Annotated in this window: 23 protein-coding genes; 15 read left to right on the top strand and 8 right to left on the bottom strand. The window is 63.7% G+C overall.

Annotation, left to right across the window (positions count from 1 at the left end; genetic code table 11):
• Positions 1-14 precede the first annotated feature (14 nt).
• Complete coding sequence (locus tag ACZ41T_RS05720) at positions 15-992, top strand: magnesium and cobalt transport protein CorA (protein ID WP_464923514.1); 978 nt, start codon at positions 15-17, stop codon at positions 990-992.
• Positions 993-1,002: 10 nt separating this feature from the next.
• On the opposite strand, the gene ACZ41T_RS05725 is transcribed toward ACZ41T_RS05720, so the two are convergent.
• Positions 1,003-2,184 carry a hypothetical protein gene (locus ACZ41T_RS05725; RefSeq protein ID WP_464923515.1) on the bottom strand — a complete coding sequence of 394 codons (1,182 nt, stop codon included), beginning with the start codon at positions 2,182-2,184 and terminating at the stop codon, positions 1,003-1,005.
• Positions 2,181-2,672 (bottom strand): thioredoxin family protein, encoded by a 492-nt coding sequence (locus tag ACZ41T_RS05730; protein ID WP_464923516.1) that lies wholly within the window; start codon positions 2,670-2,672, stop codon positions 2,181-2,183. Before ACZ41T_RS05730 ends, ACZ41T_RS05725 begins: the two co-directional genes overlap by 4 nt.
• 72 nt (positions 2,673-2,744) lie before the next feature.
• Between ACZ41T_RS05730 and mog the strand changes: the two genes are divergently transcribed.
• Both mog and ACZ41T_RS05740 read left to right on the top strand, forming a co-directional pair.
• Positions 2,745-3,299, top strand: coding sequence for a molybdopterin adenylyltransferase (gene mog, locus ACZ41T_RS05735; RefSeq protein ID WP_464923517.1), 555 nt, complete (start codon positions 2,745-2,747; stop codon positions 3,297-3,299).
• Positions 3,296-4,012 (top strand): EI24 domain-containing protein, encoded by a 717-nt coding sequence (locus tag ACZ41T_RS05740; protein ID WP_464923518.1) that lies wholly within the window; start codon positions 3,296-3,298, stop codon positions 4,010-4,012. Before mog ends, ACZ41T_RS05740 begins: the two co-directional genes overlap by 4 nt.
• 127 nt (positions 4,013-4,139) lie before the next feature.
• Here ACZ41T_RS05740 and ACZ41T_RS05745 read toward each other — a convergent pair whose 3' ends face one another.
• The 3 genes from ACZ41T_RS05745 to yjgA form a co-directional block, all read right to left on the bottom strand.
• Positions 4,140-4,946 (bottom strand): hypothetical protein, encoded by an 807-nt coding sequence (locus ACZ41T_RS05745; protein WP_464923519.1) that lies wholly within the window; start codon positions 4,944-4,946, stop codon positions 4,140-4,142.
• 64 nt (positions 4,947-5,010) lie between these two features.
• Positions 5,011-8,514 carry a DUF748 domain-containing protein gene (locus ACZ41T_RS05750; protein WP_464923520.1) on the bottom strand — a complete coding sequence of 1,168 codons (3,504 nt, stop codon included), beginning with the start codon at positions 8,512-8,514 and terminating at the stop codon, positions 5,011-5,013.
• A gap of 86 nt (positions 8,515-8,600) precedes the next feature.
• A complete protein-coding gene (gene yjgA / locus ACZ41T_RS05755; RefSeq protein ID WP_464923521.1) occupies positions 8,601-9,167 on the bottom strand; it encodes a ribosome biogenesis factor YjgA in 567 nt (188 codons plus the stop codon).
• A 71-nt stretch (positions 9,168-9,238) separates the two neighbouring features.
• Between yjgA and pmbA the strand changes: the two genes are divergently transcribed.
• From pmbA to ACZ41T_RS05800, 9 genes are all read left to right on the top strand, one after another.
• Positions 9,239-10,579, top strand: coding sequence for a metalloprotease PmbA (gene pmbA / locus ACZ41T_RS05760; protein ID WP_464923522.1), 1,341 nt, complete (start codon positions 9,239-9,241; stop codon positions 10,577-10,579).
• A gap of 65 nt (positions 10,580-10,644) precedes the next feature.
• Positions 10,645-10,911, top strand: coding sequence for a BrnT family toxin (locus ACZ41T_RS05765; RefSeq protein ID WP_464923523.1), 267 nt, complete (start codon positions 10,645-10,647; stop codon positions 10,909-10,911).
• Positions 10,912-10,918: 7 nt separating this feature from the next.
• Positions 10,919-11,149 carry a BrnA antitoxin family protein gene (locus ACZ41T_RS05770; protein ID WP_464923524.1) on the top strand — a complete coding sequence of 77 codons (231 nt, stop codon included), beginning with the start codon at positions 10,919-10,921 and terminating at the stop codon, positions 11,147-11,149.
• 105 nt (positions 11,150-11,254) lie between these two features.
• On the top strand, positions 11,255-11,866 hold the full coding sequence (locus tag ACZ41T_RS05775) for an arylesterase (protein WP_464923525.1): 612 nt from the start codon (positions 11,255-11,257) through the stop codon (positions 11,864-11,866).
• A gap of 50 nt (positions 11,867-11,916) precedes the next feature.
• A complete protein-coding gene (locus ACZ41T_RS05780) occupies positions 11,917-12,456 on the top strand; it encodes a TRAP transporter small permease subunit (RefSeq protein ID WP_464923526.1) in 540 nt (179 codons plus the stop codon).
• Complete coding sequence (locus ACZ41T_RS05785) at positions 12,456-13,853, top strand: TRAP transporter large permease (protein WP_464923527.1); 1,398 nt, start codon at positions 12,456-12,458, stop codon at positions 13,851-13,853. Before ACZ41T_RS05780 ends, ACZ41T_RS05785 begins: the two co-directional genes overlap by 1 nt.
• A gap of 100 nt (positions 13,854-13,953) precedes the next feature.
• Entirely contained in the window at positions 13,954-14,280 is a 327-nt protein-coding gene (locus ACZ41T_RS05790; protein ID WP_464923528.1) for an FKBP-type peptidyl-prolyl cis-trans isomerase, read from the top strand.
• Positions 14,281-14,376: 96 nt separating this feature from the next.
• Positions 14,377-16,668 (top strand): YgiQ family radical SAM protein, encoded by a 2,292-nt coding sequence (locus ACZ41T_RS05795; protein ID WP_464923529.1) that lies wholly within the window; start codon positions 14,377-14,379, stop codon positions 16,666-16,668.
• Between the two features lie 41 nt (positions 16,669-16,709).
• Positions 16,710-17,021, top strand: coding sequence for a DUF2288 domain-containing protein (locus ACZ41T_RS05800; protein WP_464923530.1), 312 nt, complete (start codon positions 16,710-16,712; stop codon positions 17,019-17,021).
• Between the two features lie 236 nt (positions 17,022-17,257).
• Here ACZ41T_RS05800 and mprF read toward each other — a convergent pair whose 3' ends face one another.
• On the bottom strand, positions 17,258-19,840 hold the full coding sequence (mprF, locus tag ACZ41T_RS05805; protein WP_464923531.1) for a bifunctional lysylphosphatidylglycerol flippase/synthetase MprF: 2,583 nt from the start codon (positions 19,838-19,840) through the stop codon (positions 17,258-17,260).
• 247 nt (positions 19,841-20,087) lie between these two features.
• Here mprF and ACZ41T_RS05810 point away from each other — a divergent pair, with 247 nt between their 5' ends.
• The 3 genes from ACZ41T_RS05810 (at position 20,088) to ACZ41T_RS05820 (ending at position 23,320) form a co-directional block, all read left to right on the top strand.
• Entirely contained in the window at positions 20,088-20,384 is a 297-nt protein-coding gene (locus tag ACZ41T_RS05810) for a DUF1840 domain-containing protein (protein ID WP_464923532.1), read from the top strand.
• 358 nt (positions 20,385-20,742) lie between these two features.
• Positions 20,743-22,854 carry a copper-translocating P-type ATPase gene (locus ACZ41T_RS05815; RefSeq protein WP_464923533.1) on the top strand — a complete coding sequence of 704 codons (2,112 nt, stop codon included), beginning with the start codon at positions 20,743-20,745 and terminating at the stop codon, positions 22,852-22,854.
• A 253-nt stretch (positions 22,855-23,107) separates the two neighbouring features.
• Entirely contained in the window at positions 23,108-23,320 is a 213-nt protein-coding gene (locus ACZ41T_RS05820; protein WP_464923534.1) for a hypothetical protein, read from the top strand.
• 33 nt (positions 23,321-23,353) lie between these two features.
• Here the strand turns inward: ACZ41T_RS05820 and ACZ41T_RS05825 are convergent, their stop codons facing one another.
• Both ACZ41T_RS05825 and ACZ41T_RS05830 read right to left on the bottom strand, forming a co-directional pair.
• On the bottom strand, positions 23,354-23,794 hold the full coding sequence (locus ACZ41T_RS05825; RefSeq protein WP_464923535.1) for a helix-turn-helix domain-containing protein: 441 nt from the start codon (positions 23,792-23,794) through the stop codon (positions 23,354-23,356).
• Positions 23,795-24,203: 409 nt separating this feature from the next.
• Positions 24,204-25,079 carry an Lcl C-terminal domain-containing protein gene (locus ACZ41T_RS05830; protein ID WP_464923536.1) on the bottom strand — a complete coding sequence of 292 codons (876 nt, stop codon included), beginning with the start codon at positions 25,077-25,079 and terminating at the stop codon, positions 24,204-24,206.
• Between the last annotated feature and the right edge of the window lie 564 nt (positions 25,080-25,643).

Raw genomic sequence — 25,643 nt, forward strand, 5'->3', positions numbered from 1 at the left:
GGGCTATTTACCAGTTGCCGCAGGGGAACGTCATCGACTGTCTGCTCTTCCACGATTCCAAAGCTCGGGCCATTTCCCTCGACGACATCAGCGACCACGTCGGCCAGCCGGATCGTTTCATCTGGGTCGAGCTGAAATCGCCCGACAACCAGACCATCACCCGCCTGGGCGATGAGCTCGGGCTGCATGCGCTGGCGCTGGAAGATGCGATTTCCACCCACCAGCGCTCCAAGCTCGAGGAATATGAAGGGCACATGTTCATTGCGACGCGCACGGTGCAGTTATGCGACGCGCGCATGGAGATCGGCGAAACGCACGTGTTTGCCGGCAGCAACTACGTCGTCGCCATCCGCCACGACAACGGCGCCGGCTACCAGCGGGTGAGCGACCGCCTGCAGCGCCCCCCCAATGGCATCAAGGCGGCCGCGCCCTATGCGCTGTACCTGGTGCTCGACCTCATCGTCGACCGGTTCAGGCCGGTGATCGAAAGCATGCAGGACCGCTTCCAGTCACTGGAGAGCCAATTGATCAGCAGTACAAAGCCTGGGCGCGACATGCTGGAACGGCTCTACGCCATGAAGCGCGATCTGACCGCGTTGCGCGACGCCGCCGAACCGATACAGGAAATCACCCAGAACCTGATTCGCCTGCACCCGGAGTTGTCCACCAAGGAACTCAAGGCCTATTACCGCGACATCCACGACCATGCGATGCGGGTGTCGGCCGTGATCGACCGCCTGCGCATGTCGACCTCGGACGCGATGCAGTTCCATCTCGCCTCGCTGTCGCTGAAGCAGAACGAATCGGTGCAGAAGCTGGCCGGCTGGGGTGCGCTGCTCGCCTTGCCCACGGTGGTGTTCAGCCTGTACGGCATGAACTTCGCGATGATGCCGGAACTGACGTGGCCGTGGGCCTACCCGGTGCTGCTGCTGACGACCGGCGCGGCGGTCGCCTTGCTGTACCGGCGGCTGAAGCGGCGCGGCTGGATCTGATTCAAAATCTTTACTTGCGCACGGCGCGTGCATAGCGGACACGCGTGCCCGCTTTTTCGTCGTGATCCAGCCACACCACATGCAGCGATCCGGCGGCATCCAGCGTCCCCACCGGGTCGGATTGCGCGCCCAGCCCTGACGCAGCGGGCACCGCCACGTCGTCACCGAAGGCCTTGCCGTCCCACTCGGACAGCCACACATCCGGCGTGCCGTCGCGGGCGTCGTCCCACAGTGCCAGCAGCCGGCCACCGGCGTCGCCGACGACCGCCGCATGCCACTGCACCATGTTGTCGCCGAAGCTGTCCTGCACCCGGATATTCTTGCCGAAGCGGCGCGTCCCGCCATCCAGCGCCGCATACACGTCATAGCCGGAAAGGAAATCGCGCTTGTCGAGCCACACCGCCACCACGCCCTGCCCGCCCCAGGCGGTGAGTGTGGGGCGCATCGCGCCGGTCCCCGCACCCAGTCCCTCCGCGCTGGCACCGCTCGCCTGGTCGGTCAGGCGGGCCGGCCGCGCAAAGCGGCGGCCGTCGCGGCTGGTGCTCACCATCGGCACCGTGTGGTGGTTGCGCCGGTCCTCCCACGCCACCGTCACGCTGCCGTCTCCCTTGGTGGCCAGCGCCGGCCAGCCCTGTTCGTCGGCCGGTTTTTTCGCTTCGACCGGCCGTCGTGTCTTCACGCTGAGCGCATCCCCTTCCAACGCCAGCCGGGCGACGACAATGCGGCGGAAGCGCCCGGTCTGTTCGGCCCACGCGGCATAGATCCGCTCTCCCGCTGCGGCCAGCGTGACCTGCGCCGCCTCGGCGTCGGACAACTTCAGTACCGCGCCGCCGGGCAGCAGCCGCGCATGCGCCGTGCCGGCTTCTTCCCACGCCGCCACAAAGCGACCGTCGCCGAGGGCTGCCACCACCGGTTCGTAGCAGTCGCCCTGGCTCAGCCGGATCTCCAGCTGGAAGGCCGCCGCGGCCGCGGGCTTAGTCGCCAGATAGCACTGCGGGCTGCCGTCGCGGTTGTCTTCCCACACCACCGCCACGGTGCCGCCCGACACCGCGACGCCGCGGCGATTGGCCGATTCCAGATGCGGGAAGATCGCCGCACTACGAACCGAGTTGACGGTGAGCGGCGCGCTCCATTCCCACGCGGCGTGCGCAGACGACGCCAACAGCGCCAGCAGCAGCACCGCCGCCCTCACGACTTACCACCCAGGAATTCAAGCAGGGTCTCCTGCTTGTAATGTCCGCCACGCACGTAGCGGTCGTAATCGCGAAAATCCTGCACTGTCTTGAAGCCGGGAATCTGCATGATTTTGTCGCCCTGTGGCGTCAGGTAGACGAACAGCGGCGTGGCGAAAGCCTGCAGCCGCACCCCCAGTTCGGCCTCGGTGATGCGCTCGCCGGAGGGCAGCGTCAGCCGCTTGCCCGATTCGGCGTCGACGTAGACCAGCGTATAGTTTTTCGTGTACAACTGTTTCAACGCCGCGTCGGAGAAGGTCTGTTTGTTGGTGTGGTCGCACCATGCGCAGCCGTAGCGCCCGAAGTAGAGAAAGATCGGCTTGCCGCTTGCGCGCGCCGCCGCCAGGCCGGCATCGTAGCCGACAAACGGATAGCCCGGCGGCGGGTCGGCCAGCACCGTCGTTGCCCACAAAAAGCCTGTCGCCAGCAGCATCCCGATCCGTTTCATTCCGCTCTCCTCATCCACTTAGTCTGCATTCTGATAAATTCAGGCCCTCGCACAATCCTCTTTTATGACCACATGACCCACGATTCCATTCGCATCGGCCTGGTTTCCATCAGCGACCGTGCCAGCAGCGGCATCTACGAAGACCGCGGCCTGCCCGCACTCGAAGCCTGGTTCGGCGAGGTGCTGGCCAACCCCGCGCAATTCGTCACCCGGCTGATTCCCGACCAGCAGGCAGGGATCGAAGCCACGCTGATCGAGCTGGCCGACATTGAGCACTGTTCGCTCATCCTCACCACCGGCGGCACCGGCCCGGCGCCGCGCGACGTCACCCCGGAGGCGACGCTGGCGGTGGCGCACAAGGTACTGCCCGGCTTCGGCGAGCAGATGCGCGCGGTGTCGCTGAAGTATGTGCCGACCGCGATTCTGTCGCGTCAGGTCGGGGTGACGCGCGGCGCCAGCCTGATCCTCAACCTGCCGGGGCAGCCCAAGGCGATCAAGGAAACGCTCGACGGCATCTTCGCCGCCGTGCCCTACTGCATCGACCTCATCGGCGGGCCGTACCTCGAAGCGCGCGCCGACACGATCGCCGTGTTTCGCCCGAAATCCGCGCTGCGGTCGCCCGCATGACGGTGCTCGACGCGCTGGCGCGCGCCCTGCGCGACCTCTTCAACCTGCGCGTGCTGTGGGTGGTGGTATGGCCGATGCTGGTCGCCCTGCTGCTGTGGCTGGTGCTGGGGGTGACGTTCTGGAGCACCTTCTCCGGCTGGATCGCGCAGGGGCTCGACGCCATCGGCATCCAGACCTGGCTGGCCGAGCTCGAACCGGCCTGGATCGCCCATGGCATCCAGGCGCTGTTGCACCTCATGCTGTTCGTGCCGCTGGTGATGCTGACCGCGCTCGTCATCACCGCGCTGTTCGGCATGCCTGCGCTGATTCGTGTGGTGGCCGGGCGAGATTATCCAGAACTCAGGCGCGAAAACGGCGGCGGTCTGGTCGGCAGCCTGTGGAACGCCGTCGTCGCAATCGTCTTGTTCGTTGCCCTGTGGCTGGTGACGCTGCCGCTGTGGCTGATCGGCGTCGGCGTGATCGTGCCCTTCGTGGCCGCCGCGTATCTGAACCAGCGCCTGTTCCGCTACGACGCCATCGCCGAACACGCCAGCGCCGAAGAAATGGCGGCGCTGTTCGGGAGCGAGCGAACTGGCTGGTGGGGACTGGGCCTGCTGACCGGGCTGGTGCAATTCGTCCCCCTGCTCAACCTGCTGGGGCCGGTGTTCGCCGCACTGGCCTTCATCCACTTCGGTCTGGGGCGGCTCAACCAGCGGCGCCGTTCAGCGCCCTGAGCGTGGTTGTTGACGCTTCAGCGTCTTTAGCGCGTGGTTGTTGCCGATTCATCGGCTTTAGTGCGTGGCTGTTGCCGATTTATCGGCTTTACAACCACGGCCTCCCCCTTGCGGGGACAACCACGGCCTACTCCTTGCGGGTGGAGGCAAAACGCCGCCTGAAGCCCTCGTCGACATTGACCTCGTGAGCGGTCATCGCACCCATCACGCACCGCTCCAGACTGGGCGGCATCACCAGCCGGCCGGCGGCATCCACCAGCCGCCCGGCCATGATCTCGGCCTCGCGGCGCGGCAGATGTTGTGGCAGTTCGGACTCGGCATAGCCCTGCGGATAGACCGGCAAGCCCCCGGCGGCATATTTGTCGGTCGCGCCCAGCGTATGCAACAGCTCGTGCGCGATGACGATATTGTTCTGCCGCGTCTGCCGGGGATCGGCAAAGGCGTGCACCACGCCGATCAGGCCTTTCTGCAGCCCCAGCGAATGCTCCAGCGCCAGACCGTCCTGCGGCGCGTGATACAGCACGAACAGCTTGATCGTGCCCAGCTGCGGCAACCACGCGTCCGACTGCCGGTACACCCACCAGCGCAGCTGCAAGCTCCAGAACATGGTTTTCAGCACGCTGCCGTCGCGCGGCGGCGCCGGTGGTTTCTGCTTCGACTCCGGCAGCAAGGTGACCTGCATGGCCGGCGACTGCTTCACCCCGTAGCGCGCCGTCTCGCGTTCGAGAAAGGCATTGATGTCGTCGAAATCGCCCACCTGCAGCGCGCGGATCGTCTCTGCCGCCGGCACCGAGTCGTCGCCGTTGATCGGAATCACCGTCACCGCCAGCGGTGCCCGCCAGGCGCGCACCATGGACTGCTCCAGCCAGGTCATGCCGGCCACAGCGGCCAGCACCCCCAGCAGCAACAGGATTCGAATTCGGCGGAAAGTCATGATGGCACCGGCAGAGTCATTGGCCCGCCTTTAACGGCATCGCACCGTAGCGCTTGAATCCGTTTCAAGGCGTGGCCGCAGCGGGAACATCCGCGGGTGCGGCTTCAGCCGCCAGTGTCTTGCCCGCCCCCAGGCTCATCCTGCTGCCCACCAGATTGTCCTTGGCAGTCTGCGTGGTCGCCGCGGCCATGCTGACACGGCCGGCATCGAGTCCGATCCCGATCAGCTCATCGCGGATTACCTGTCCGCGTGTCTCGGCGAGCTTGATCAGCACATCGTCGTCGATTTTCGTCTGCCGGGTCAGGCGTTCCAGCAGTTCGGCGTGGAAGGCGGAGGCCGGGCCATCGTCGCGGGCCTTGAAGCGGCGCGCAAGGCGCTCCACCAACTCGCTTTCCATCACGCCCGCATCCTTGTCCCGGAAGCTGGCACGCAGTTTCTTGTAGTCCTCCTTGCCGACCTGTTCGGCGTAGCGGTCCTCGAGCCAGGTCTGGATTTTGTAAAGGTTCACGTCCACCGGGCCGGGGGCTTCTCCGGGTTCGAGCTTGATGCCAGCCACAGTTGCTGCTTCGTCGCGGATGGCGCGTTCCTGCAGGGCACGCCGGTCGGCTGCGGGGTCGTAGCCCGGTTCCAGGGTCAGCGTCAGGGCGGGCCGCTTGGCCAGCGCCTCGGCGATGGTCTTGAGCTTCTCCTGTTCGGGCGGCAGCAGCGCGCTGCTGCCGGGATCGAAGTCGACCGATTCGAGCTTTTCCGAACTCACACCGAGCAGTTTGCCGAGCGCGCGAAAGGGTGCAGTCACCAGCTTGGTCAACACGTTGACGATGGCTTTCCAGATGATCCTGCCGTAGCTGAACTTGGGATCGTCAAGGCTTCCGGAAATGGGCAGATCGAGGTCGATGATGCCGTTGCTGTCTTCCAGCAGCGCGATCGCGAGGTCGAGCGGCAGGTTTATCGCGTCGGGACTGTCGATGCGTTCGCCAAGCCGGAGTTTGTTGACGATGAACTTGTTTTCACCCGCCAGCTGGCGATCCTTGATCTTGTACTCGAGGTCGACCGAAAGCTTGCCCGAATCGATCCTGCGTCCGGCGAACTTACCCGAATACGGCGTCAGCTTGGTCATTTCCAGGTTGCGGAAGGTCAGCTTGAGGTCGGTGAAGTCGGTGGCACGGAACGGCTGGATCGAGCCGCGAACGCGCGCCGAGCCGTAGTCGTCGACCTTGCCGTCGAGCTCCACCTGCGCCGTCGTCGCCGGGTCGTTCGACAGGCCGGTGATGACGCCGCCGAGGTCGTGCATGCGGGCGCCGAACTGCGGCGTCAGCGAGAGATCGGCGAATTCCGCGTTGGCGCCGACGATGCGCAGGCGCTCGATGGCCAGCGGGAACGCGGGCGGCGCCTCGTCCGGCTTTGTCGCGGGTTTGGCCGAACCCTTGGCGAGTGGCGGCGCCGAGGTCTTTGACGGCGGGGTGCGCAGGATCTGCTGCAGGTTGACAGTCCGGTCCTCGAAGACGATCACCTTGCCGAAGGGATGGGTGGCGACCAGTTCGTTCATGCGCAGCCGGTTCGGCGCCAGCCCGACCCGCAGGCTGTTCGACGCGAGCTTCTGCCAGCCGAGGAAGGCCTCCTCGGTCTCCTCTTCGGTGATGGCCAGATCATCGATCGCGAAGCCGCCGCCGTAATCGAGCCGCATGCCCGATTTTGCCTGCGCGAACGTCAGTTTGCCGCGGGTCGCCGCCGTGCCCGAATGCAGGTTGAGACGGGCAAACTGGTTGACGTAGGGCGCGAAGGGCTTCAGCGACACCCCCACCAGCCGCAGGTCCAGCCGGCCCGAAGCCTTGCCGGGAACGACGCTGCCCCCGGCGTTGAAGCGTCCCCCCTGCCGGAGTGCGAAGCCGGCTTCCAGCGGCACCGCCTTGTCCAGGTCGAGGCTCAGGTCCTTCAGCGTGACAAAGCCCTGCACCAGATCGAGCCGCACCGGCTTCGCGGGCGACTGGTCGACGAAGCCGACCTCGATGCCGTCGAGGCTCAGGCGGGCCAGCTGCACGTCCATGGCGGAAGCGCCTGCCTCGGCTGGCGCCGGTGCCGCCGGGGCGCCGGGAGCCTTCTGCAGGATGGCGTTCCAGTTGAGGTTTTTCTTCTTGTCCAGCGCCACCGTGGTCCTGGCGCCATTCAGTTCGAGCGCCTCGATGACCAGGTGCTTGTCGGCCAGTTTCAGCCCCGCGTTGATCAGCGCCACACGCTGCAGTTCGGCCACCTGCTGCGCGCCCGACTGCACCTGAACCCGCCCCAGCGCCGCATTCACCGGCCCGATTTCGATCGCTGGCGTCGCCCCCACCTCGCCGGCCAGGGCCGCAGTCAGGCTGAAGCCCTCGGTGCTCACACTCAAAGGCCGCGCATAGCCCTGGTCGGTAAAACGCGCCGCCCAGTCGGCCAGGCTGATTTCGGCAATGCCGACTTTCCATGGCTTCGCCGGTGCCGGCTTGTCCGCAGCGGGCTGCGCGGCAGCGTCCTTTTTCGCCAGCGCGCCTTTACCCGCTGCCGCGAACAACGTCTGCCAGTCGAGCGCGCCGCGGACGTCGCGCGTCGCGGCAAGCCTGCCACCGCTCAGGCTGACGCCGGCCACCTTGATTTCCCGACCGGCCAGATCGAGGTTCGCATCGCTGACGCGCGCTTCGGCCAGCTCCAGCACCGGGACGCCGCCGCCACGCGGCGCCAGTACCAGGTTCTGCACGATCAGGTTGGCGCCGCTGACCTGCAGCCACGGCACGTCGGCGCCGGAGTCCTCGCGCACCATGGCAAAGCGGTAGCGCAGACCGGCAGCCAGGGTGCCGGACGGCAGTTCGAAATTGCGTGGGCTCTTGATCGCGCGCAGCAGCTTGGTCAGCTTCACCCCCTGCAAACCGACTTCGCCACTCGACGCCACGGGATTCAGCCCGATATCGCCCTTCCACTTGAGAGTACCGCCCTGCTCCGGCAGCCTGGCGGCGATCAGGTAATCGCCGCGGTCTTCCGGCAGGGTCGACAGGCCGTCGAGCTCGATGCCGAGCGGCTGCAGCGAGAACTTGAACGGCTCACCCACCCGGTTGGCATCGATGTATTCAATATCGCCGTTGTCGATCTTGATGTGGTCGATCAGCAGCCGTGCAATGGTGTCGCTCGGGGGGGGTTTGTCCTCGTTGAGCCGGGCGATCAGCGCCGCCCAGTTGAGCTTGCCGCCGGGTCGGACCTCAAGGGTTGCATGCGGCCGGCCGAGCTGGATGTCCCGGATGCGCCAGGCCCAACGGAACAGGCCGGTGGTTTCGAGGTTGAGATAGAGCTGGTCGAAGCCTGCCAGCGGCGCACCGCTCATTTCGGCCAGCCTGAGATTGTCGACCGTGGCTTCGAGCGTGAGCGGATTGAACCTGACCTCGTCGGCACTCAGACGGCTGGCGAGCTTTTCCTCGCCGATCCAGGGCAGCAGCTTCTGCGCCAGCGGATTGACCAGAAAAAAACCGAACACCAGATACAGTCCGAACAGCCCGGCGACGACCAGGAACGGCAGGCTCAAGACAAATTTGACGACACGTCTCCACATGCGGTCTCTCCCGGCTCAAACGCCTTAATATCCGCGAAGTGCGCGAAAAACGCCCTTCAAGATTTTCCTTCGCGTCGTTTCGCGGATCAATCCACTTTCTGCATCGCCTCGCGGATCACCCGGAAGATCTCGCGAAAGGCCTTCGGCGGCTTGTTGCGCGCCGCCTCGTCACGCGCATTGCGGATGATCTGCCGCAGATGCGTGGCGTCGGTGTCGGGGTATTTATTGAGGAAAAGCGTCAGCGCCTCGTTGTCGGCGATGAGCTTGTCGCGCCATTTCTCGGCCTGGTGCAGCTTGGCGGTTTCCGCCGCCGACACGCCGTTGAAGGCGTCGAGCTGCGCCTGGATCGGTTCCGGGTCGATGCCGCGCATCAACTTGCCGATGTATTGCTTCTGCCGCCGCAGCGCGCTGTTCTGGGTGATCTTGCGGCAGGCGGCCACCGCCGCGCGCAGCTCGTCCGGCAGTTCGATGCGCTTGAATTGCGCGTCAGGTAATTTGACAAGCAGCGTGCCCAGGTCCTGCAGGGCCTCGACGTCGCGCTTCTTCTGGCTCTTGCTGGGGCCGTCATAGACGTCATCGGGGTCGAATTCCAACTCTGCATCGGGGTCGATCAGGCGCACGGCGGGTCTTTCGGTTGCTGTTATGATCGTCATTGTAGTTTCTGCCCACATAAAACGTGCTGCCCTGAAAAACATTGCACCCCTATTTCTTTTTGTAAGCCGATATGTCCCGCTCCCAATTCAGCTATACCCGCGACCAGCTCATTGCCCTGTCACAGATCGTCATCGAGCACGCCGCCCGACAGGGGGCCACCGCCGCCGACACCGAAATATCCGAAGGCGTCGGCCAGAACGTCAGCGTGCGCCAGGGTGAAATCGAGACCATCGAGTACAACAAGGACAAGGGCGCCGGCGTTACCGTCTACATCGGTCAGCGGCGCGGCCACGCCGCGACCTCGGATCTGTCGGAAGCGGCGCTGAAAAGCGCGGTGGAGAAGGCGCTGACCATTGCCCGCTACACCGCCGAGGACGATGCTGCCGGACTGCCGGATGCCGACAGGCTGGCGAAGGACGTGCCCGACCTCGACCTCTATCACCCGTGGCCGCTTTCCGTCGAAGAAGCCGCCGAGCGTGCCAAGGCCTGCGAAGCAGCGGCGCTGGCGGTCGACAAGCGGCTGACCAACTCCGAAGGCGCGGGCGTCAGCCTGCACACTTCGCAGTTCATCTACGCCAACAGCCTCGGCTTCTGCAACGGCTACGCCGGATCGCGCCACGGCATGTCGGTCGCCGTCATCGGCGAGGACAAGGGTGCGATGCAGCGCGACTACTGGTACACCAGCGCCCGTAATGCCGCCGAGCTGGAATCCGCTGAAAGCGTCGGCCGCATCGCCGGCACCCGCACGGTGCGCCGGCTCAACGGCCGCAAGCTCGACACCCGCACCTGCCCGGTGCTGTTCGAGGCGCCGATCGCCACCGGCCTCATCGGCAACTTCGTCGCCGCGGTGTCGGGCGGCAGCCTCTACCGCAAATCGTCCTTCCTGCTCGACAGCCTCGGCAAGCAGGTGTTCGCGCCGCTGATGACCATCCGCGAGCAGCCCCTCATCCCGGGCGGCCTCGGCAGCGCGCCGTTCGACAGCGAAGGCGTCGCCTGCCTCGACCGCGACGTCGTCAAGGACGGCGTGCTGCAGGGCTATTTCCTGTCGACCTACTCGGCGAAAAAACTCGGCATGACGACCACCGGCAACGCCGGCGGCAGCCACAACCTCATCGTCACCCCCGGCGAGCACGACCTCGACGGCCTGTTGAAACAGATGGGCACCGGGCTGCTGGTCACCGAGCTGCTCGGCCACGGCGCCAACATGGTCACCGGCGATTACTCGCGCGGCGCCGCCGGCTTCTGGGTGGAAAACGGCGAAATCCAGTACCCGGTCGAGGAAGTCACCATCGCCGGCAACCTGGCCGGCATGTTCAAAGGCATCGTCGGCATCGGCCGCGACATCGAGCGGCGCGGCTCCAAGCAGGTCGGCTCCATCCTGATCGACAGGATGACGGTGGCGGGCAACTAGCAGCCCGTCAGACTGAATTCCCTATGCACGAATAATAATGCATATAATATATGCATATATGATGCATGGCGTTTGAATTCGACCCGAAAAAAGCAGCGACCAATCTGCGTAAGCATGGCGTCTCGCTTGCGGATGTCGAGCCGGTGTTTCATGACAATCAGGCTCTGACGCGTGAGGATGTGGATGCAAACGGCGAGGCACGCTTTGTAACGGTCGGCACGGATACGCTGGGGCGGATTTTGACAGTATGCTGGACCGAACGCGGCCAGACTATCCGCGTGATTTCAGCGCGGCTAGCCACTCAGGCAGAAAGGAAAGTGTATGAAAACTGAATACGATATGAAGAAAGCCAAGCGCGGCGCGGTAGCCGCGCCCGCCGGTAAAACCCGAATCACCATTTATCTGGATGATGCGATTCTTGCGGCTTTCCGCGAACGCGCCGAGGCCGAAGGGCGAGGCTATCAAACCCTGATTAATGAAGCCCTGAGCACCGCGTTAGCGGAAAATAACGCGCCTGTGACGATCGGCGCTTTGCGCAAAGTCCTGCGCGAGGAATTGCACGCAGCCTGACGCCACTCATTTCATAAGTATCCGGCTCCCGGCACCAACGCCCGGGGGACGAAACTTCAGGGGACGCTACTGAATGAATGCCTTCTGCCCGGCAAGCATGCTGACATGCAACTGATTCAACGTTTCCTCTTTCCGCTTTTCGCGCTCTCCCTGCTCGCCGCCTGCGAGCGTCCACCGACGCTGCCGAAACTCAGTGCAAACGACGTCATCGTCGCCTTCGGCGACAGCCTCACCCACGGCACCGGCGCCAGCGCAGACACCGCCTACCCTGCCGTACTGGCGTCGCTGACCGGACTCGCCGTGATCAACGCCGGGGTGCCCGGCGACACCACCGCCTCGGCTTTGCAGCGCCTGCCCGCAGTGCTGGCCGAACATCGACCGCGCCTGGTGCTGCTGTGCCTGGGCGGCAACGACATGCTGAGAAAGCAGCCCGAATCTGCCACCGAAAACAACCTGCGTCTGCTGGTGCAGACCATCCGCGCCAGCGGCGCCAACGTGGTGCTGATCGGCGTGCCCGCACCGAAGCTGTTCGGCGGCGCGCCGGACTTCTATGGCCGAGTCGCCGGGGACATGGGCCTGCCGCTGGAGCAGGACATCTTCAACGACGTGCTGAAGGACAACCGCCTCAAGTCCGACCCCATCCACGCCAACGCCGCCGGCTATCGCGTGGTCGCCGAGCGGCTGGCCGAATTCCTGCGCAAGGCGGGGGCGCTGTGACGGCTAAACAAAAAACCTTGATCCGCGAAGGATAAAAAAGGTTTTCCCGTATGAAAAATCTGCTCGCCCTCGCCCGCCTGATCGATGCACTGACCGAGCACGTGGGACGACTCGTCATCTGGCTGGTGCTCGCCGCCACGCTGATTTCGGCGGGTAACGCGCTCAGCCGCTATCTGCTCGGCGCAAGTTCCAACGCCTGGCTGGAAATCCAGTGGTACCTGTTCGGGGCGATATTCCTGCTGGCCGCTGGCTATACGCTGAAGCACAACGGCCATGTGCGCATCGACATTTTCTACAATCGTTTCGGTCCGCGCGGGCAGGCCTGGATCGATCTCGTCGGCGGCCTGCTGTTCCTGCTGCCGATGGCGGTGCTGCTGGCCTGGCTGGCATGGCCGATGTTTCATGAGGCCTGGGTGACGCACGAAATGTCACCCGACGCCGGCGGCCTCGTGCGCTGGCCGGTGAAACTGCTGCTGCCGGCAGGATTTTCCCTGCTCGCGCTGCAGGGGGTGGCCGAAGTGATCAAGCGGATCGGCGTGCTGTCCGGGCATCTGGAACTGCCGTGCGAAGCGCCGGAAGAAGACGTCTGATGGACGCCGAAATTCTGGCGCCGCTGATGTTTTTCGGCCTGGTGGCCTTCCTGCTGCTGGGCTATCCGGTAGCGTTTGCGCTCGCCGCCAACGGCCTGCTGTTTGCCGGCATCGGCATCGCCGCGGGGCATTTCGACCTCTCGCTGCTGCAGGCGCTGCCCGAGCGCGTCTACGGCATCGTCGCCAATCCCACGCTGCTGGCGATTCCCTTCTTCGCCTTCATGGGACTGATCCTCGAACGCTCCGGCCTGGCCGAGGATCTGCTCGACACCATCGGCCAGCTGTTCGGCTCGCTGCGTGGCGGTCTCGCCTACGCGGTGATCCTGGTCGGCGGGCTTTTGGCCGCCACCACCGGCGTGGTCGCCGCCACCGTTATCGCCATGGGGCTGATCTCGCTGCCGGTGATGCTGCGCTACGGCTACGACAAGCGGCTCGCGTCCGGCGTCATCGCCGCCTCCGGCACGCTGGCGCAGATCGTGCCGCCCTCGCTGGTGCTGATCGTGCTGGCCGACCAGCTCGGCGCCTCGGTTGGCGACATGTACAAGGGGGCGCTCGTTCCGGGACTGGCGCTGGTCGGGCTGTATCTGCTCTATGTGTTCGGCGTAACGCTGTTCAGGCCGCACGCCGCCCCCGCGATGCCGACCTCGGCGCGCACCCTGCACGGGTCGGCGCTGCTGCTACGGGTGCTGACCACCCTGGTGCCGCCGCTGGTGCTGATCTTCCTGGTGCTCGGCACCATCTTCCTCGGCGTCGCCACCCCCACCGAAGGCGGTGCGATGGGCGCCGCCGGCGCGCTGCTGCTGGCGCTGGCGCGCGGGCGGCTGTCCCGCCTGCAGCTGACGCAGGCGATGGACAGCACCACCCGGCTCACCACCTTCGTCATTTTCATCCTGATCGGCTCGACCATTTTCACTCTGGTGTTCCGCGGGCTCGACGGCGACGTCTGGGTCGAGCACCTGTTCAACCAGCTGCCCGGCGGCGTGCTCGGCTTTCTCATCGTGGTCAATCTGCTGGTGTTCACGCTGGCATTCTTCCTCGATTTTTTCGAGATTGCCTTCATCGTGGTGCCGCTGGTGGGCCCCATCGCCACCAAGCTCGGCATCGACCCGATCTGGTTCGGCGTCATGCTCGCGGTCAACATGCAGACCGCCTTCATGCACCCGCCGTTCGGCTTCGCCCTGTTCTACCTGAAGAGCGTCGCACCAAAATCCATCCGCACCGCCGACATCTACCACGGCGCGATTCCCTTCCTCGTCATCCAGCTCATCATGGTCGCCGTGGTGCTGGCTTTCCCGCAAGTGGTGCTGCGCGACCCGCCGCCGGACGCCAGCAGCGTCACCGAAATCCCCATCGACGTCGATCCCGACGCCTACTACCTGCCTGCCGAGTGGCGCTAAGTCGGGTTCGCCCCAAGTGGGAAACGTGAGAAAATGAACGCCTTCGCGCATCGCCTGTCCCATGCGCGTCCACCTCATCCACACTCCAGGAATTGAATCCATGAGCGAACTCATCATCGAAGACCTCGTCGCCGGCAGCGGCGACACCGCCGCCGCAGGACAATCCGTTTCCGTGCATTACACCGGCTGGCTCACCGACGGCCAGAAGTTCGATTCCAGCCTCGACCGCAACGATCCGTTCGAATTCCGCCTCGGTGCGGGCCAGGTCATTTCCGGCTGGGACCAGGGCGTGGCCGGCATGCAGGTCGGCGGCAAGCGCAAGCTCACCATCCCGCCGGAACTGGGTTACGGCGCCCGTGGCGCCGGCGGCGTGATCCCGCCCAACGCGACACTGGTGTTCGAAGTCGAGTTGCTGGCGGTCAGGTAAACCCTTTTATCCGCGAAGGGCGCGAAGGAACGCCAAGAAACGCTTCAAGTTTTTTCCTTCGCGCCACTTCGCGTCCTTCGCGGATAAAACTCTGTCATGACCCAGCCCCTGTTTTCCCACCGCAAGCACTGGGCGGCACGCCTCGGCACCGCACCCTTCCTGCCGATGTCGCGCGCCGAGATGACCGCGCTCGGCTGGGACGCCTGCGACGTGATTCTCGTCACCGGCGACGCCTACATCGACCACCCCAGCTTCGGCATGGCGCTGGTCGGGCGGTTGCTGGAAGCGCAGGGCTACCGCGTCGGCATCATCAGCCAGCCCGACTGGCATTCGGCCGACGCCTTCCGCGCGCTCGGCCAGCCGACGCTGTATTTCGGCGTCACCGCGGGCAACATGGATTCGATGGTCAACCGCTACACCTCCGAGCGCAAGACCCGCTCCGACGACGCCTACACGCCCAACGCCGAACCCGACAAGCGCCCCGACCGCGCGGTCACGGTCTACGCGCAACGCTGCCGCGAGGCCTTCCCCGGCACCCCGGTGATCATCGGCTCGATCGAGGCGAGCCTTCGCCGCATCGCGCATTACGACTACTGGTCTGACACCGTGCGCCGTTCGGTGCTGCCGGACTCCAAGGCCGACCTGCTGATTTTCGGCAACGCCGAGCGTGCGCTGCTGGAGGTCACCCACCGTTTGGCCCGCGGCGAAAAAATCGGCGACATCCAGGACCTGCGCGGCACCGGCTTCATGGTGGCGCGCGACTGGCTGCCGCAAGACAATTGGCTGGAAGTCCCCTCGACCGAGCTCGACACCCCCGGCGCCATCGACGCCCACGTCGACCCCTACGCGATGACACCGGCATCAGGCGACGCCGCCGCAGCGCCCGAGGGCGCCGACACGATCAAGGCCGACACGATCAAGACAGCACCGATCCGGATCACGTCCAAGGCCGAGCGCCTCGCCGCCCGCCAGGACATGCGCGCACGCACCGTGATCCGGCTGCCCGATTACGACCAGGTAAAAAATAACCCGTCGCTGTATGCCCACGCCTCGCGCGTGCTCCATCTCGAATCCAACCCCGGCAATGCACGCGCATTACGGCAGGCGCACGGCGAGCGCGACGTCTGGCTGAACCCGCCGCCGATTCCGCTTTCCACGCCCGAGATGGACGCGGTGTACGACCTGCCCTACGCACGCGCACCGCACCCGAGCTACGGCGATGCCAAGATTCCTGCGTGGGAGGTGATCCGCTTCTCGATCAACATCATGCGCGGCTGCTTCGGCGGCTGCACCTTCTGCTCGATCACCGAGCACGAGGGCCGCATCATCCAGAGCCGTTCGGAGGATTCGGTGATCCGCGAGATCGAGGCGATCCGCGACAAGACGCCCGGTTTCACCGGCGTGATTTCCGACCTTGGCGGGCCGACCGCCAACATGTACCGCATGGCGTGCAAGTCGAAAGCCATCGAGAGCGCCTGCCGCCGCTTGAGTTGCGTGTTCCCCGACATCTGCGAAAACATGCTGACCGATCACACGCCGCTGATCCACATGTATCGCCGTGCGCGCCAGATTCCGGGCATCAAGAAGATCCTCATCAGCTCGGGCCTGCGCTACGACCTCGCGGTGCGCTCGCCCGAATACGTCAAGGAACTGGTGCAGCATCACGTCGGCGGCTATCTCAAAATCGCACCGGAGCACACCGAGGCCGGGCCGCTGTCAAAAATGATGAAGCCCGGCATCGGCGCCTACGACCGCTTCAAGCTCATGTTCGAGGCCGCTTCCAGGGCGGTCGGCAAGAAGCAGTACCTGATCCCCTACTTCATCGCCGCCCATCCCGGCACCACCGACGAGGACATGCTGAACCTGGCCTTGTGGCTGAAAAAGCACGACTTCCGCCTCGACCAGGTGCAGACTTTCCTGCCGACGCCGATGGCGCTGGCGTCGGCCATGTACCACACCGGGAAGAACCCGCTGAAGAAGGTGCTGGGCGGCAAAGGCGAGGCGGTATCCGTCGTCAGGCAGGGTCGCGCGCGCCGCCTGCACAAGGCCTTCCTGCGCTACCACGACGCGGACAACTGGCCGCTGTTGCGCGAAGCCCTGAAGGAAATGGGGCGCGACGACCTCATCGGCAACAGCAAGAAGCACCTCATCCCGCTGTTCCAGCCCGCCGGCACCGGCAGGCAGCCTGAAGGCACACGCACGCCGCGCGCCGAAGGCAGCCGCGCCAAGGCTGGCGCAGGCAAACCCGGTGCGGGCAAGGGCGCACCAACCAAATCCGCCACGGACAAACCGACGTCGGGCAAGCCCGCCCCCACCAGTCGCGGCCGCCCGCCGCAGGTGCCCAAGCATCCGCTCAGCCAGCGCCGAAGCGGCGGCAAATCCCGCTGACGTATCTCTTGTAACGTGCACCTTGTAACGTGCATCTCGATATGGCCCCCAGCGACATCCTCCGCGCCAAGCTCAACCTCGAAACCGCCCAGCTCGGCTGGTCCGAACTCGAACGCCACTTCGCGCGCGGCGACGTCATCAAGGTCGCCGTGGGCGTGGACCTGATCGACGCCGCCCTGCACATCGCCGAGAACAACGCCGCCACCGTGGAAGCCTGGCTCGCCGAAGGCCGCATTGCACGCGCCGAACCCGCCGACGCCGAGGACTGGCACGCGCGCCAGCCGATGTTCTGGGCGGTGGTGGTGGCGCCATGGGTGCTGGTGCAGGAAGTGCTGAAGGAACTGGAATCCTAGCCCACGAAAAAGCCCGCAGACGCGGGTTTTTTTGTGGGCGTGGGGGTATTGCTGCGCAACTGGTACAGACCGCAAAAAACAGCCAGGAACGCGTCGTTTATATGCATCAAATCAGGGAATGTTGTTCAGACAACCGGAGCCACTTCTGTCGAAGAGGAGGTTACAGACGTCCGGAGTTCGGCCTTATGTGAAGCTCCACATAAGGCCGATAAACGGTCCGTCGCTATTCATTTTCCTCAACGACCGAACACGCCCTTGATGCCCCCTGCGATCAGGGCCGCCACATCCAGCAAGACCGACGGTAGCCCCAGCCCGCCGGGGGCGGCAAGATATTTGGGGCGCCAAACGGGCGCAAACTTGTTTTTGTAGGCACGCAGGCCTTCGAAGTTGTAGAAGTGTTCACCATGCTGGAAGATCAGGGTCCCCAGGCGATGCCACAACGGCGCGAGGGGATGGGACTCGAGACCGGACAAGGGGGCCATGCCCAGATTGAACTGGCCGTAGCCCTCGCAGGCGCCCTTCAGCATGAGTTCGATAAACAGATAATCCATGATGCCCTTGGGCGCCTCGGGCCGGTGACGCATGAGGTCGATGGACATTTCGCGCCGCCCGGCGGATGCCAGGACATTGGCAAAGGCCACAATCCGCCCGTTGAGTCGAACCAGCGCGCAGGGGAAATGCGCCAGGTACGCCGGCTGGAAATAACCCAGGGCGAAGCCCTTTTCCCGGGTGCGCTTCTCCGCCAGCCAGGCATCGGAGACTTGCCTGAGTTCGTCCATGAGCGCAGGTACCGCTGCAGGCGGCACGACTTCGAAGCTGAGGCCATCCCGCTGGGCGCGGCGGTGGGTCTGACGCAGTTCCTTGCGTGCGCTGCCCTCAAGTGAGAACCCTGCCAAGGGAACCACGCCCTCCTCGCCCAGCTTCATCGTGGCCAGGCCCAGATCCAGGTAGAGGGGAAGGTTCTCCGCATCCACCTGGTAGAAGACGGCGTTCCCGCCATGGCGATCCGCCATCTCCCTGAAACGCCAGGCCAGCGCCTCGCGGGCGCTCCCCGGCCCGACCGGATCACCCATGGCGATCCAGCTCTGGCCGCGCACCTGATACATGATGAAGGCCTCTCCCGCCGGGTCGAACAGCAGACGCTTGTCACCCAGCAGTGCAAGGGCGGCGCCGGTCTGGGGTGCGTCGACGACGATGCGGGTAACGCGTGCCATGTCCTTTTCGTCAGGCCTGCCGGGTTCGGGTGGCGCCGGCCGCAGCAGATGCATCAGAGCCAGACCGGCCCCCGTCAGGACAAGCACCAGGGAGGCGCGCAGGAAGCGCGGGGCATCGCCGTGCAGGGCGAACTGCCACCACAGTTCTTGGGAATAGTCGAGATGCTTGAAGGAGAACACCCCCAGCCAAAGGGTGGCGACCAAAAGCAGCCCCACCGAGAGTATCCAGCCCGGCGAGAAGCTTCTGGCGAAGAGCGAGGCCGGCCGATTGAAGACCTCACGCCCCAGCCAGAGGATGCCCAGCACCAGCATGGAAAGCAGTGCCTCTTCGTAATCCAGGCCCTTGATCAGGGAGGCCACCGCGCCCAGCGCCAGCAGCCAGAAGGCCAGGTGGTAAGCAGCATCGACCCGGCGGTACAAGGCTCGCGCCAGGATGACGAGGCCCAGGCCAGCCAGGCTGCCGGTCAGATGCGAGACCTCCAGCAGCGGCAGGGGCACAAAGTCCTGCAGCAGGGACAAGCGTTCCGGGAGCGCGGGCGTGCTCCCGGAAAACAGCAGCAGCGCCCCGACGATGAAGACTGCGCTGCTGACCGTCATCGGCGCCATCCAGCCGAAAACCTGGCGCGCCCGGTCCAGACCCTGGGCGAGCGCCGTACGGCGCGCATGCACCAGCACCCCGACGGCCAGCATCGCCGCCATCGCCAGGGGAGCCAGATAATAGATCGCCCGGTAGGCAAGAATGGCAGCCAGCAAACTGTCTCGGGGAACATCCGGCAGGGCCAGCAGCAGCACCGTCTCGAACACCCCGAGCCCGGCCGGTACGTGGCTGACGATACCTGCCACGACTGCTAGAACATACACGCCCAGAAACATGGGAAAAGACACCGGTGCATCCCCGGGCAGCAGCCAGAACAGGGCGGCGGCGGCGCAACTCAGGTCTGCCGCGGCCAGGATCAGTTGGCCCAGGGCGATACCGGTCCCGGGCAGATGCCACTGCCAGTTGCCCAGCCGGATGGCTGGGCGGCGCAACAGCCCGATACTCAGGTATGCGGCCACCAGGATGAGCAGCAGGGCGCCGATGAAACGCCCGCTATCTGCGGACAGGTGCAGGAGCTGCCCGACTTCCGCCGGTTCAAGCAGCAGGGCCAGACCGGCAGCAAACACCACCCCCACTCCGAAGGTCAGCCCGATCAGGGCCGTCAGCCCTGCCACCTCGGTGGCCGAGAGGCCCGCTGCCGTGTAAAGGCGCAACCGGACCGCTCCGGCGGAGAACAGCGCCATGCCAAGGTTATGCCCCACTGTCGTCGCGATGAAGGAATTCAGCGCCACGCGCGGATAGGGCAAAGCGTGGCCCAGATAGCGCAGGGCCATGACGTCGTAACCCGTCAGGGCCAGGTAACTGCCGAGCGTACCCAGCGCGGCCAGCAGCAAGCCACTGGCGGGAACCTGGTAAAGGGCCTGGCGGATGTCGGACAGGTGAATCGGCGCCAGCTCATGGTGCAGCATCGCCAGCGCAAATATGAACAGCGACAGGCCGACCACGGCCGCGAGAAGAGGGCGATGGGAATGGAACGCGGCCCTGAAATTCACGAGCGCGGCTTTCAAGGGCTAGCCCACCCATGAATCCGTCGCAGCCAAAGCGGGGTTGTCTGGCCACGATAAACTTGCCTGAAACTTTTCCATTTCTAGAGTCTAGACTCCAAGAGAAACCCTGAACAAATACTGCCGTATTTTTAAATCAGTTCATTCCTATTGACGTACATTTCACCATGAAAAAACTCAGCCTTTCCGTCATCGACTGTCATGTGCAATTGTGCAAGCCGTTCGTAATCGTTCATTCGAGGAGTGCTGCATGCTGGTAACTTTTACGACCAATGCGTACGCGGACATCACCATGTTCGGCGATGTCGCGCTTGCTATGCTGAAAATGATGGGACATAGCGCAACCGTGCCCGGCGCGATTCTGGCACAAGATGTTCCCGCGGCCCTGAATCGCTTGACGGCCGCGATCGATGCAGAAAAAGCCCCGCCGCCAACTGAGGACAAGGACGACGACGAGCCCGTGGTGAGCATGAAACATCGGGCGTTGCCGCTCCTGAGTCTTCTTGCTGCCGCTGCCAAGGCGGAATCCGACGTCATGTGGAAATGAATGGCCACCGGGTTTCTCCTGGCTGACGCCATGAAAAACCTGTCGGCACCGGCCCCGCTGGCGTTGATTTTATTGTCCTATAGTGCGCTGGAGATACACGCTTTAGCTTTAACGTACGCCAGCGTACATACACCATTGCGTATACGCGGGACAGTGCGTACGTCTCATGAACACTTCAAGCGCTGATGGGGCCGGCTCTTTCTGCCTGCAGCATTACGTCTAATGGGCGCTACACCTGAGCACAGGCAATTGAACTTCAACATATCGCAGGAGGTGCAATATGGAATCAAGTTCAGACAAACACGAGATGGCGCAAGAACACCCACCCCATCAAGACCATCAAAATCATCACGCCCACATGGCCGCCGATTTCCGGAAACGCTTCTGGATCGCGCTGGCGCTGACCCTGCCCATACTGGGGCTTTCTCCCATGCTCCAAAAGCTGGTGGGCTTGCGTGAGGCCATCCGGTTTTCCGGCGACCTGTATGTACTTTTCGGCTTGTCTTCTGCCGTTTTCTGGTACGGCGGCTGGCCGTTTCTGAAAGGGCTGTACGAGGAGCTCAAATCCCGGCAGCCCGGAATGATGACGCTGGTCGCGGTCGCCATCACCACCGCGTATGCCTACAGCAGCGCCGTGGTGTTTGGCCTGACCGGCAAGGTGTTCTTCTGGGAACTCGCCACCCTGGTCGACGTGATGCTGCTGGGGCACTGGATCGAGATGAAATCGGTGATGGGCGCCTCCAAAGCCCTGGAGGCATTGGCGAAACTCATGCCCTCCGACGCCCACAAGCTCATGCCCGACGGCAGTGTGAAGGACGTGCCGCTGAGCGATTTGGCGGTGGACGACAAAGTGCTGATCAAACCGGGGGAGAAAATCCCTGCGGACGGCGTCATCGTCGAGGGCGAGAGCGCGGTCAACGAAGCCATGCTCACCGGAGAATCGACACCGGTCAACAAGAAGACGGACGACAAGGTCATCGGCGGCGCCATCAACGGCGAAGGCTCGCTGACCATCGCGGTCAAAGGCACCGGCAAGGATTCTTTTTTGTCGCAGGTCATCGATCTGGTCAAGCAGGCTCAGGAAAGCAAATCGAAGACCCAGGACCTGGCCAACACCGCGGCGAAGTGGCTCACCATCATTGCGCTCGGCGGCGGCGCGATCACCTTCTTTATCTGGCTGAGCGTCATGGGCCGGGAGCTTTCCTTTGCCATCGAGCGCGCCGTGACCGTCATGGTCATCGCCTGTCCGCATGCCCTCGGACTGGCCGTGCCGCTGGTGGTGGCGGTCTCCACGGCGCTGGCTGCGAGCAATGGGCTGCTGATTCGCAATCGCCCCGCGTTCGAGAGCGCCCGAAAAGTCCAGGCGATCATTTTCGACAAGACCGGCACCCTCACCGAAGGCCGTTTTGGCGTGACCGAGACCCTGCTGTTCTCGCAGGACATCGACGAAGACACGCTGCATCGCTATGCGGCCTCGGTCGAAGCCCATTCCGAGCATCCGATCGCCCGCGCCATTGCCGACACCGCCGAAAATAAATTGCCCATTGAAAATTTCAGGGGCATTGCCGGCAAAGGCGCCGAGGCACGGGTCGAGGGCAAGGACGTCAAGGTGGTGAGTCCGGGTTACCTGCGCGAGCAAAACATCGACATGACCGACGCGCGCGTGGAGGAACTCAAGGCGCAAGGCAAAACCGTCGTATTCGTGCTGGTCGACGGGCAACTGCAAGGCGCGATTGCCCTGGCCGATATCATCCGCCCCGAGTCGAAGCAGGCGATTGCCGCGCTCAAGACAATGGGCATCCAGTGCATGATGCTCACCGGCGACAACAGGCAGGTCGCCGAATGGGTTTCGAACCAGATCGGACTGGACGAATTCTTCGCCGAAGTCCTGCCGCAGGACAAGGCCGCCAAGGTCAAGGAAGTCCAGTCCCGCGGCATGGTGGCGGCCATGACCGGCGATGGCGTGAACGACGCGCCCGCGCTGGCGCAGGCGGATCTGGGCATCGCCATCGGGGCGGGTTCGGATGTGGCGGTCGAAACCGCAGACATCATCCTGGTGCGCAGCAACCCGCTGGATGTCGTGGCGCTCCTCAAACTGTCGAAGGCCACCTATGGCAAGATGATCCAGAACCTGGTCTGGGCGACCGGCTATAACGCGTTCGCCATCCCGCTGGCAGGCGGCGCTATGTACGCCTGGGGCGTGCTGCTTTCCCCCGCACTGGGCGCGGCGCTGATGGCCGCGAGCACCGTGATTGTCGCGATCAATGCGCGCCTGCTCCGCCTATCACGGGGTTCCGATACCCCTACCGCGCTGCCGCAAGACAAGCAAGGCGGCGATCCACAACAACAAATTTCCAAGCGCGCCCATGAATTGTATGAGCAACATGGACGCCAGGATGGCCATCCGAAACAGGACTGGCTGCAGGCCGAACGTGAGATCAAAAAAGACGGGCCTCTAAGGAAGCACTGATTAATTCGATATGGCCGTCATTGCGACCGCGAGCGAAGCGCGGCGGGAAGCAATCCAGCATATCGATCAAGCGGGCATTTCTGGATTGCCGCGTCGCTGCGCGCCTCGCAACGACAAATTAATCAGCGGTTCCCTAACATGACCGGCCCCTATGCGCCGGGGGCAGATCCGCCGAACTATTTTCTGCTTCGTGTGCGTCAGCGCACTGCACATTTTGCAGAGGCGACAAACAATTTTCCAGGAGGCAAGAACCATGATGAACGGTGACAAGAGAGGAAAGCACCAGAGTGCAAACGGAAGCTGGGCCTCGCAAAATACAGGGTCTGCAACAGATGCTGTAAGGCCCAGAGCCTACACTGACGACAATGCCCGAGATGCGGCACTTGCGACGATGCAGGCAGCAGAATTTGCCAGCTTCAAACTGTTAATGGATATGCCGTCAGCTTCCACTTCAGAAAAGTTGTAGTGCTCAATCGCCACTGCGGTGCGTTCTGGTCCATCAATCCGCTTGCATCTGGTCAAGCCGTACCTTGACCTCGCGCTTGCCCATCTTCCGGACGGCCGCGATGATGGCGAGCTGCTCGGCTCTTGGGCGTGTCGTGCCGGCTTCCCAGTTGTAGATCGTTTGGGCTGAAACGCCCACCAGCGCGCCCATCTCCCGAGCGGACAGTCCGAGCCGCGTCCGCTGCGCACGCACACCCTGCGGCTTGAATCTCAGTTTGGTTTCGGAGTCCTTGTCGGCGGTAGGTGCGACCTTTTTCGGCGCCATTTTTTCGAGGCGGAATATCTGCTTCTCCAAGGCCTCGATGCGCCGCTTTAAAGCGGCGATCTCGGAGCGGTAGCGGCTCGATGCCTTCTTGATGCTTTCGGTTTCGCCTCGTAACTGCCTGCGAACCAGTCGGGTGATTTCTTCCTTGAGTACGGATGCGATGTTCGGCAATTGGGATTCCTCATAGCGTACAGGTTAGGGCAAATGATACAGGGATCGGCCTCATTCAACCGCGCTGATCGACGGCTATCGCCAATTCGGCCGCTGACACTGGGGATGATGAGCGGTCGATGTGGCGTAGCTTGCCGGGATTAGCTTGCCGAATCCGGCACGAAGTTCGGGCTAAATATCTGCTTTCGACAACGGCGAGGGACAGCACCCGACCCAAAGGAAGTCTACGTAGTCGGCTTCCTACGTCTCCTGTTCGGCCTTATGTAGCGCTCCACATAAGGCCGATAAACGGTCCGTCGCAGCCACCACACTGACGGTCCGTTCTGTGGCCAATTCCAGCCATTTATTGAAGCATCGGAGCCGACTGCGCCGGACGCCAGCGGCCTGACCAAGCCTGACCCAACAGAATTCAATCGAGCATTGCCACGGCCCACACTGAAAATTGTGCGAACCGCTTTTGTCCGACACCCGTCGCGCCTTTCTCCATATACAGGGCCCAGGCCCAGTCGGGCTCGAACAGGCTGCTGGTCGACGACCAGTAAATGTCCTGCACATCGGCGAAAGGGTGCCCGGACGACAAGGCCGGGCTGTGGGCGGCGCAATCCACCAGCGATTCCAGTTCGCCGATCGTTGGCAGCCGCCAGATAATCCCTGCACCTTCATGATTAATCTCGGCCACCGCGGCCAATGCCTCACCCCAGATCACCGGTTGCGCGGTGAGGTTCGCACTGCGACGCCAGAGCAGATTAGTGAGCCGATCCAGCACGCCATCCTGAAGCATTTCGAAGCGGGGTTCGGGCCACGCAGCGCCATGACGCCATTCGCCATCCTGGCCGGAACCGGCGCATGCAATGACTTTGCCGGCGACGTCGTAGCACAGGCTTTGGCCCGTACGCGGGATCACGCCCAGGCCTTCGCCGCGTACCGGCCACAGCATGAAGGATTGATCCTTACCGCCGTAAAACATGCGCGCGCCATCGAGCGCCACGTACCAGGCGTGCGCCGGGCTGATGGCCGCTGTCGTCGCAGTCCAGTACCAGCCGTTGAACACATCAAGGAACGGGTGCCGCTCAGGCAGGGCCGGTAATTTGGTTTGCAGGCTGAGCAAGCTGCGCAATTCACGACGATTAGGCATGCGCCAGTCGCGCTGGCCGAAACGCTGTTCGCGGTTCATGGCCGCAATGAAATCCAGCGCTTCCTGCCAGGCGAGGGGAAATTCCGCGAGATTGGCACTGCGGCACCAAATCAGGCCTGTCAGGCCATCCATAACCTCGTCGCCGCGCACGCCGAATCGAGGCTCCGGCCAGGGTATGCCGACAGCAAACGAGGCGTCCTGGCCGGAACCTTCGCACGGAATCTCGCGTCCATCGTCGGCATGGCAGGTGCGCTGGCCGGTATTCAGGTAATGCCGAGAAGTCATGATTGTCCCAATGGCAGATCGAACTGTCCCGTCTAATGATGGCTGGATTGTGCGCCACGTGTCGAAACAGCGAAACCGGTTTGCGAATGCGGGCGCTGCATATTAGGACGCATGACTGCCAAATGGGCGATGCCGGTCTATAGTGAATTTGCGATGCATTTTCTACTTACGTACGCCATCGCACATACAAGGTACGGTGTGCAAGAGACGCTCCACCCCGACTGAACGCGCACAACGGGGTATCTCATGGAATCCGGGCGATGACGTTGACGGTTTTAATAAGCGCGGGCCTGCCCGCCCGTACAAGCAATTCTTAAACGAAATGGAAGGCTCTTGCATCGTTATTTATTGGTATTGGCCGGCGCCGCAGGGTGCACTCTGTGCACCGATTGACGCACCGATGATGCACGGAGTGCACCCTACCCAAAG

Source organism: Thiobacillus thiophilus, from assembly GCF_055378705.1.

Excerpts from the sequence above, each read along its gene's own strand:
- ACZ41T_RS05790 (WP_464923528.1), top strand. The coding sequence starts at position 13,954 with ATGAGCGAACTCATCATCGAAGACCTCGTCGCCGGCAGCGGCGACACC.
- ACZ41T_RS05745 (WP_464923519.1), bottom strand. The coding sequence starts at position 4,946 with ATGACTTTCCGCCGAATTCGAATCCTGTTGCTGCTGGGGGTGCTGGCC.
- ACZ41T_RS05815 (WP_464923533.1), top strand. The coding sequence starts at position 20,743 with ATGGCCGCCGATTTCCGGAAACGCTTCTGGATCGCGCTGGCGCTGACC.
- ACZ41T_RS05800 (WP_464923530.1), top strand. The coding sequence starts at position 16,710 with ATGGCCCCCAGCGACATCCTCCGCGCCAAGCTCAACCTCGAAACCGCC.
- ACZ41T_RS05750 (WP_464923520.1), bottom strand. The coding sequence starts at position 8,514 with ATGTGGAGACGTGTCGTCAAATTTGTCTTGAGCCTGCCGTTCCTGGTC.
- ACZ41T_RS05770 (WP_464923524.1), top strand. The coding sequence starts at position 10,919 with ATGAAGAAAGCCAAGCGCGGCGCGGTAGCCGCGCCCGCCGGTAAAACC.
- pmbA (WP_464923522.1), top strand. The coding sequence starts at position 9,239 with ATGTCCCGCTCCCAATTCAGCTATACCCGCGACCAGCTCATTGCCCTG.
- ACZ41T_RS05810 (WP_464923532.1), top strand. The coding sequence starts at position 20,088 with ATGCTGGTAACTTTTACGACCAATGCGTACGCGGACATCACCATGTTC.
- yjgA (WP_464923521.1), bottom strand. The coding sequence starts at position 9,167 with ATGACGATCATAACAGCAACCGAAAGACCCGCCGTGCGCCTGATCGAC.
- ACZ41T_RS05795 (WP_464923529.1), top strand. The coding sequence starts at position 14,377 with ATGACCCAGCCCCTGTTTTCCCACCGCAAGCACTGGGCGGCACGCCTC.
- ACZ41T_RS05765 (WP_464923523.1), top strand. The coding sequence starts at position 10,645 with ATGGCGTTTGAATTCGACCCGAAAAAAGCAGCGACCAATCTGCGTAAG.
- ACZ41T_RS05820 (WP_464923534.1), top strand. The coding sequence starts at position 23,108 with ATGATGAACGGTGACAAGAGAGGAAAGCACCAGAGTGCAAACGGAAGC.
- ACZ41T_RS05730 (WP_464923516.1), bottom strand. The coding sequence starts at position 2,672 with ATGAAACGGATCGGGATGCTGCTGGCGACAGGCTTTTTGTGGGCAACG.
- ACZ41T_RS05775 (WP_464923525.1), top strand. The coding sequence starts at position 11,255 with ATGCAACTGATTCAACGTTTCCTCTTTCCGCTTTTCGCGCTCTCCCTG.
- ACZ41T_RS05785 (WP_464923527.1), top strand. The coding sequence starts at position 12,456 with ATGGACGCCGAAATTCTGGCGCCGCTGATGTTTTTCGGCCTGGTGGCC.
- ACZ41T_RS05780 (WP_464923526.1), top strand. The coding sequence starts at position 11,917 with ATGAAAAATCTGCTCGCCCTCGCCCGCCTGATCGATGCACTGACCGAG.
- ACZ41T_RS05740 (WP_464923518.1), top strand. The coding sequence starts at position 3,296 with ATGACGGTGCTCGACGCGCTGGCGCGCGCCCTGCGCGACCTCTTCAAC.
- mog (WP_464923517.1), top strand. The coding sequence starts at position 2,745 with ATGACCCACGATTCCATTCGCATCGGCCTGGTTTCCATCAGCGACCGT.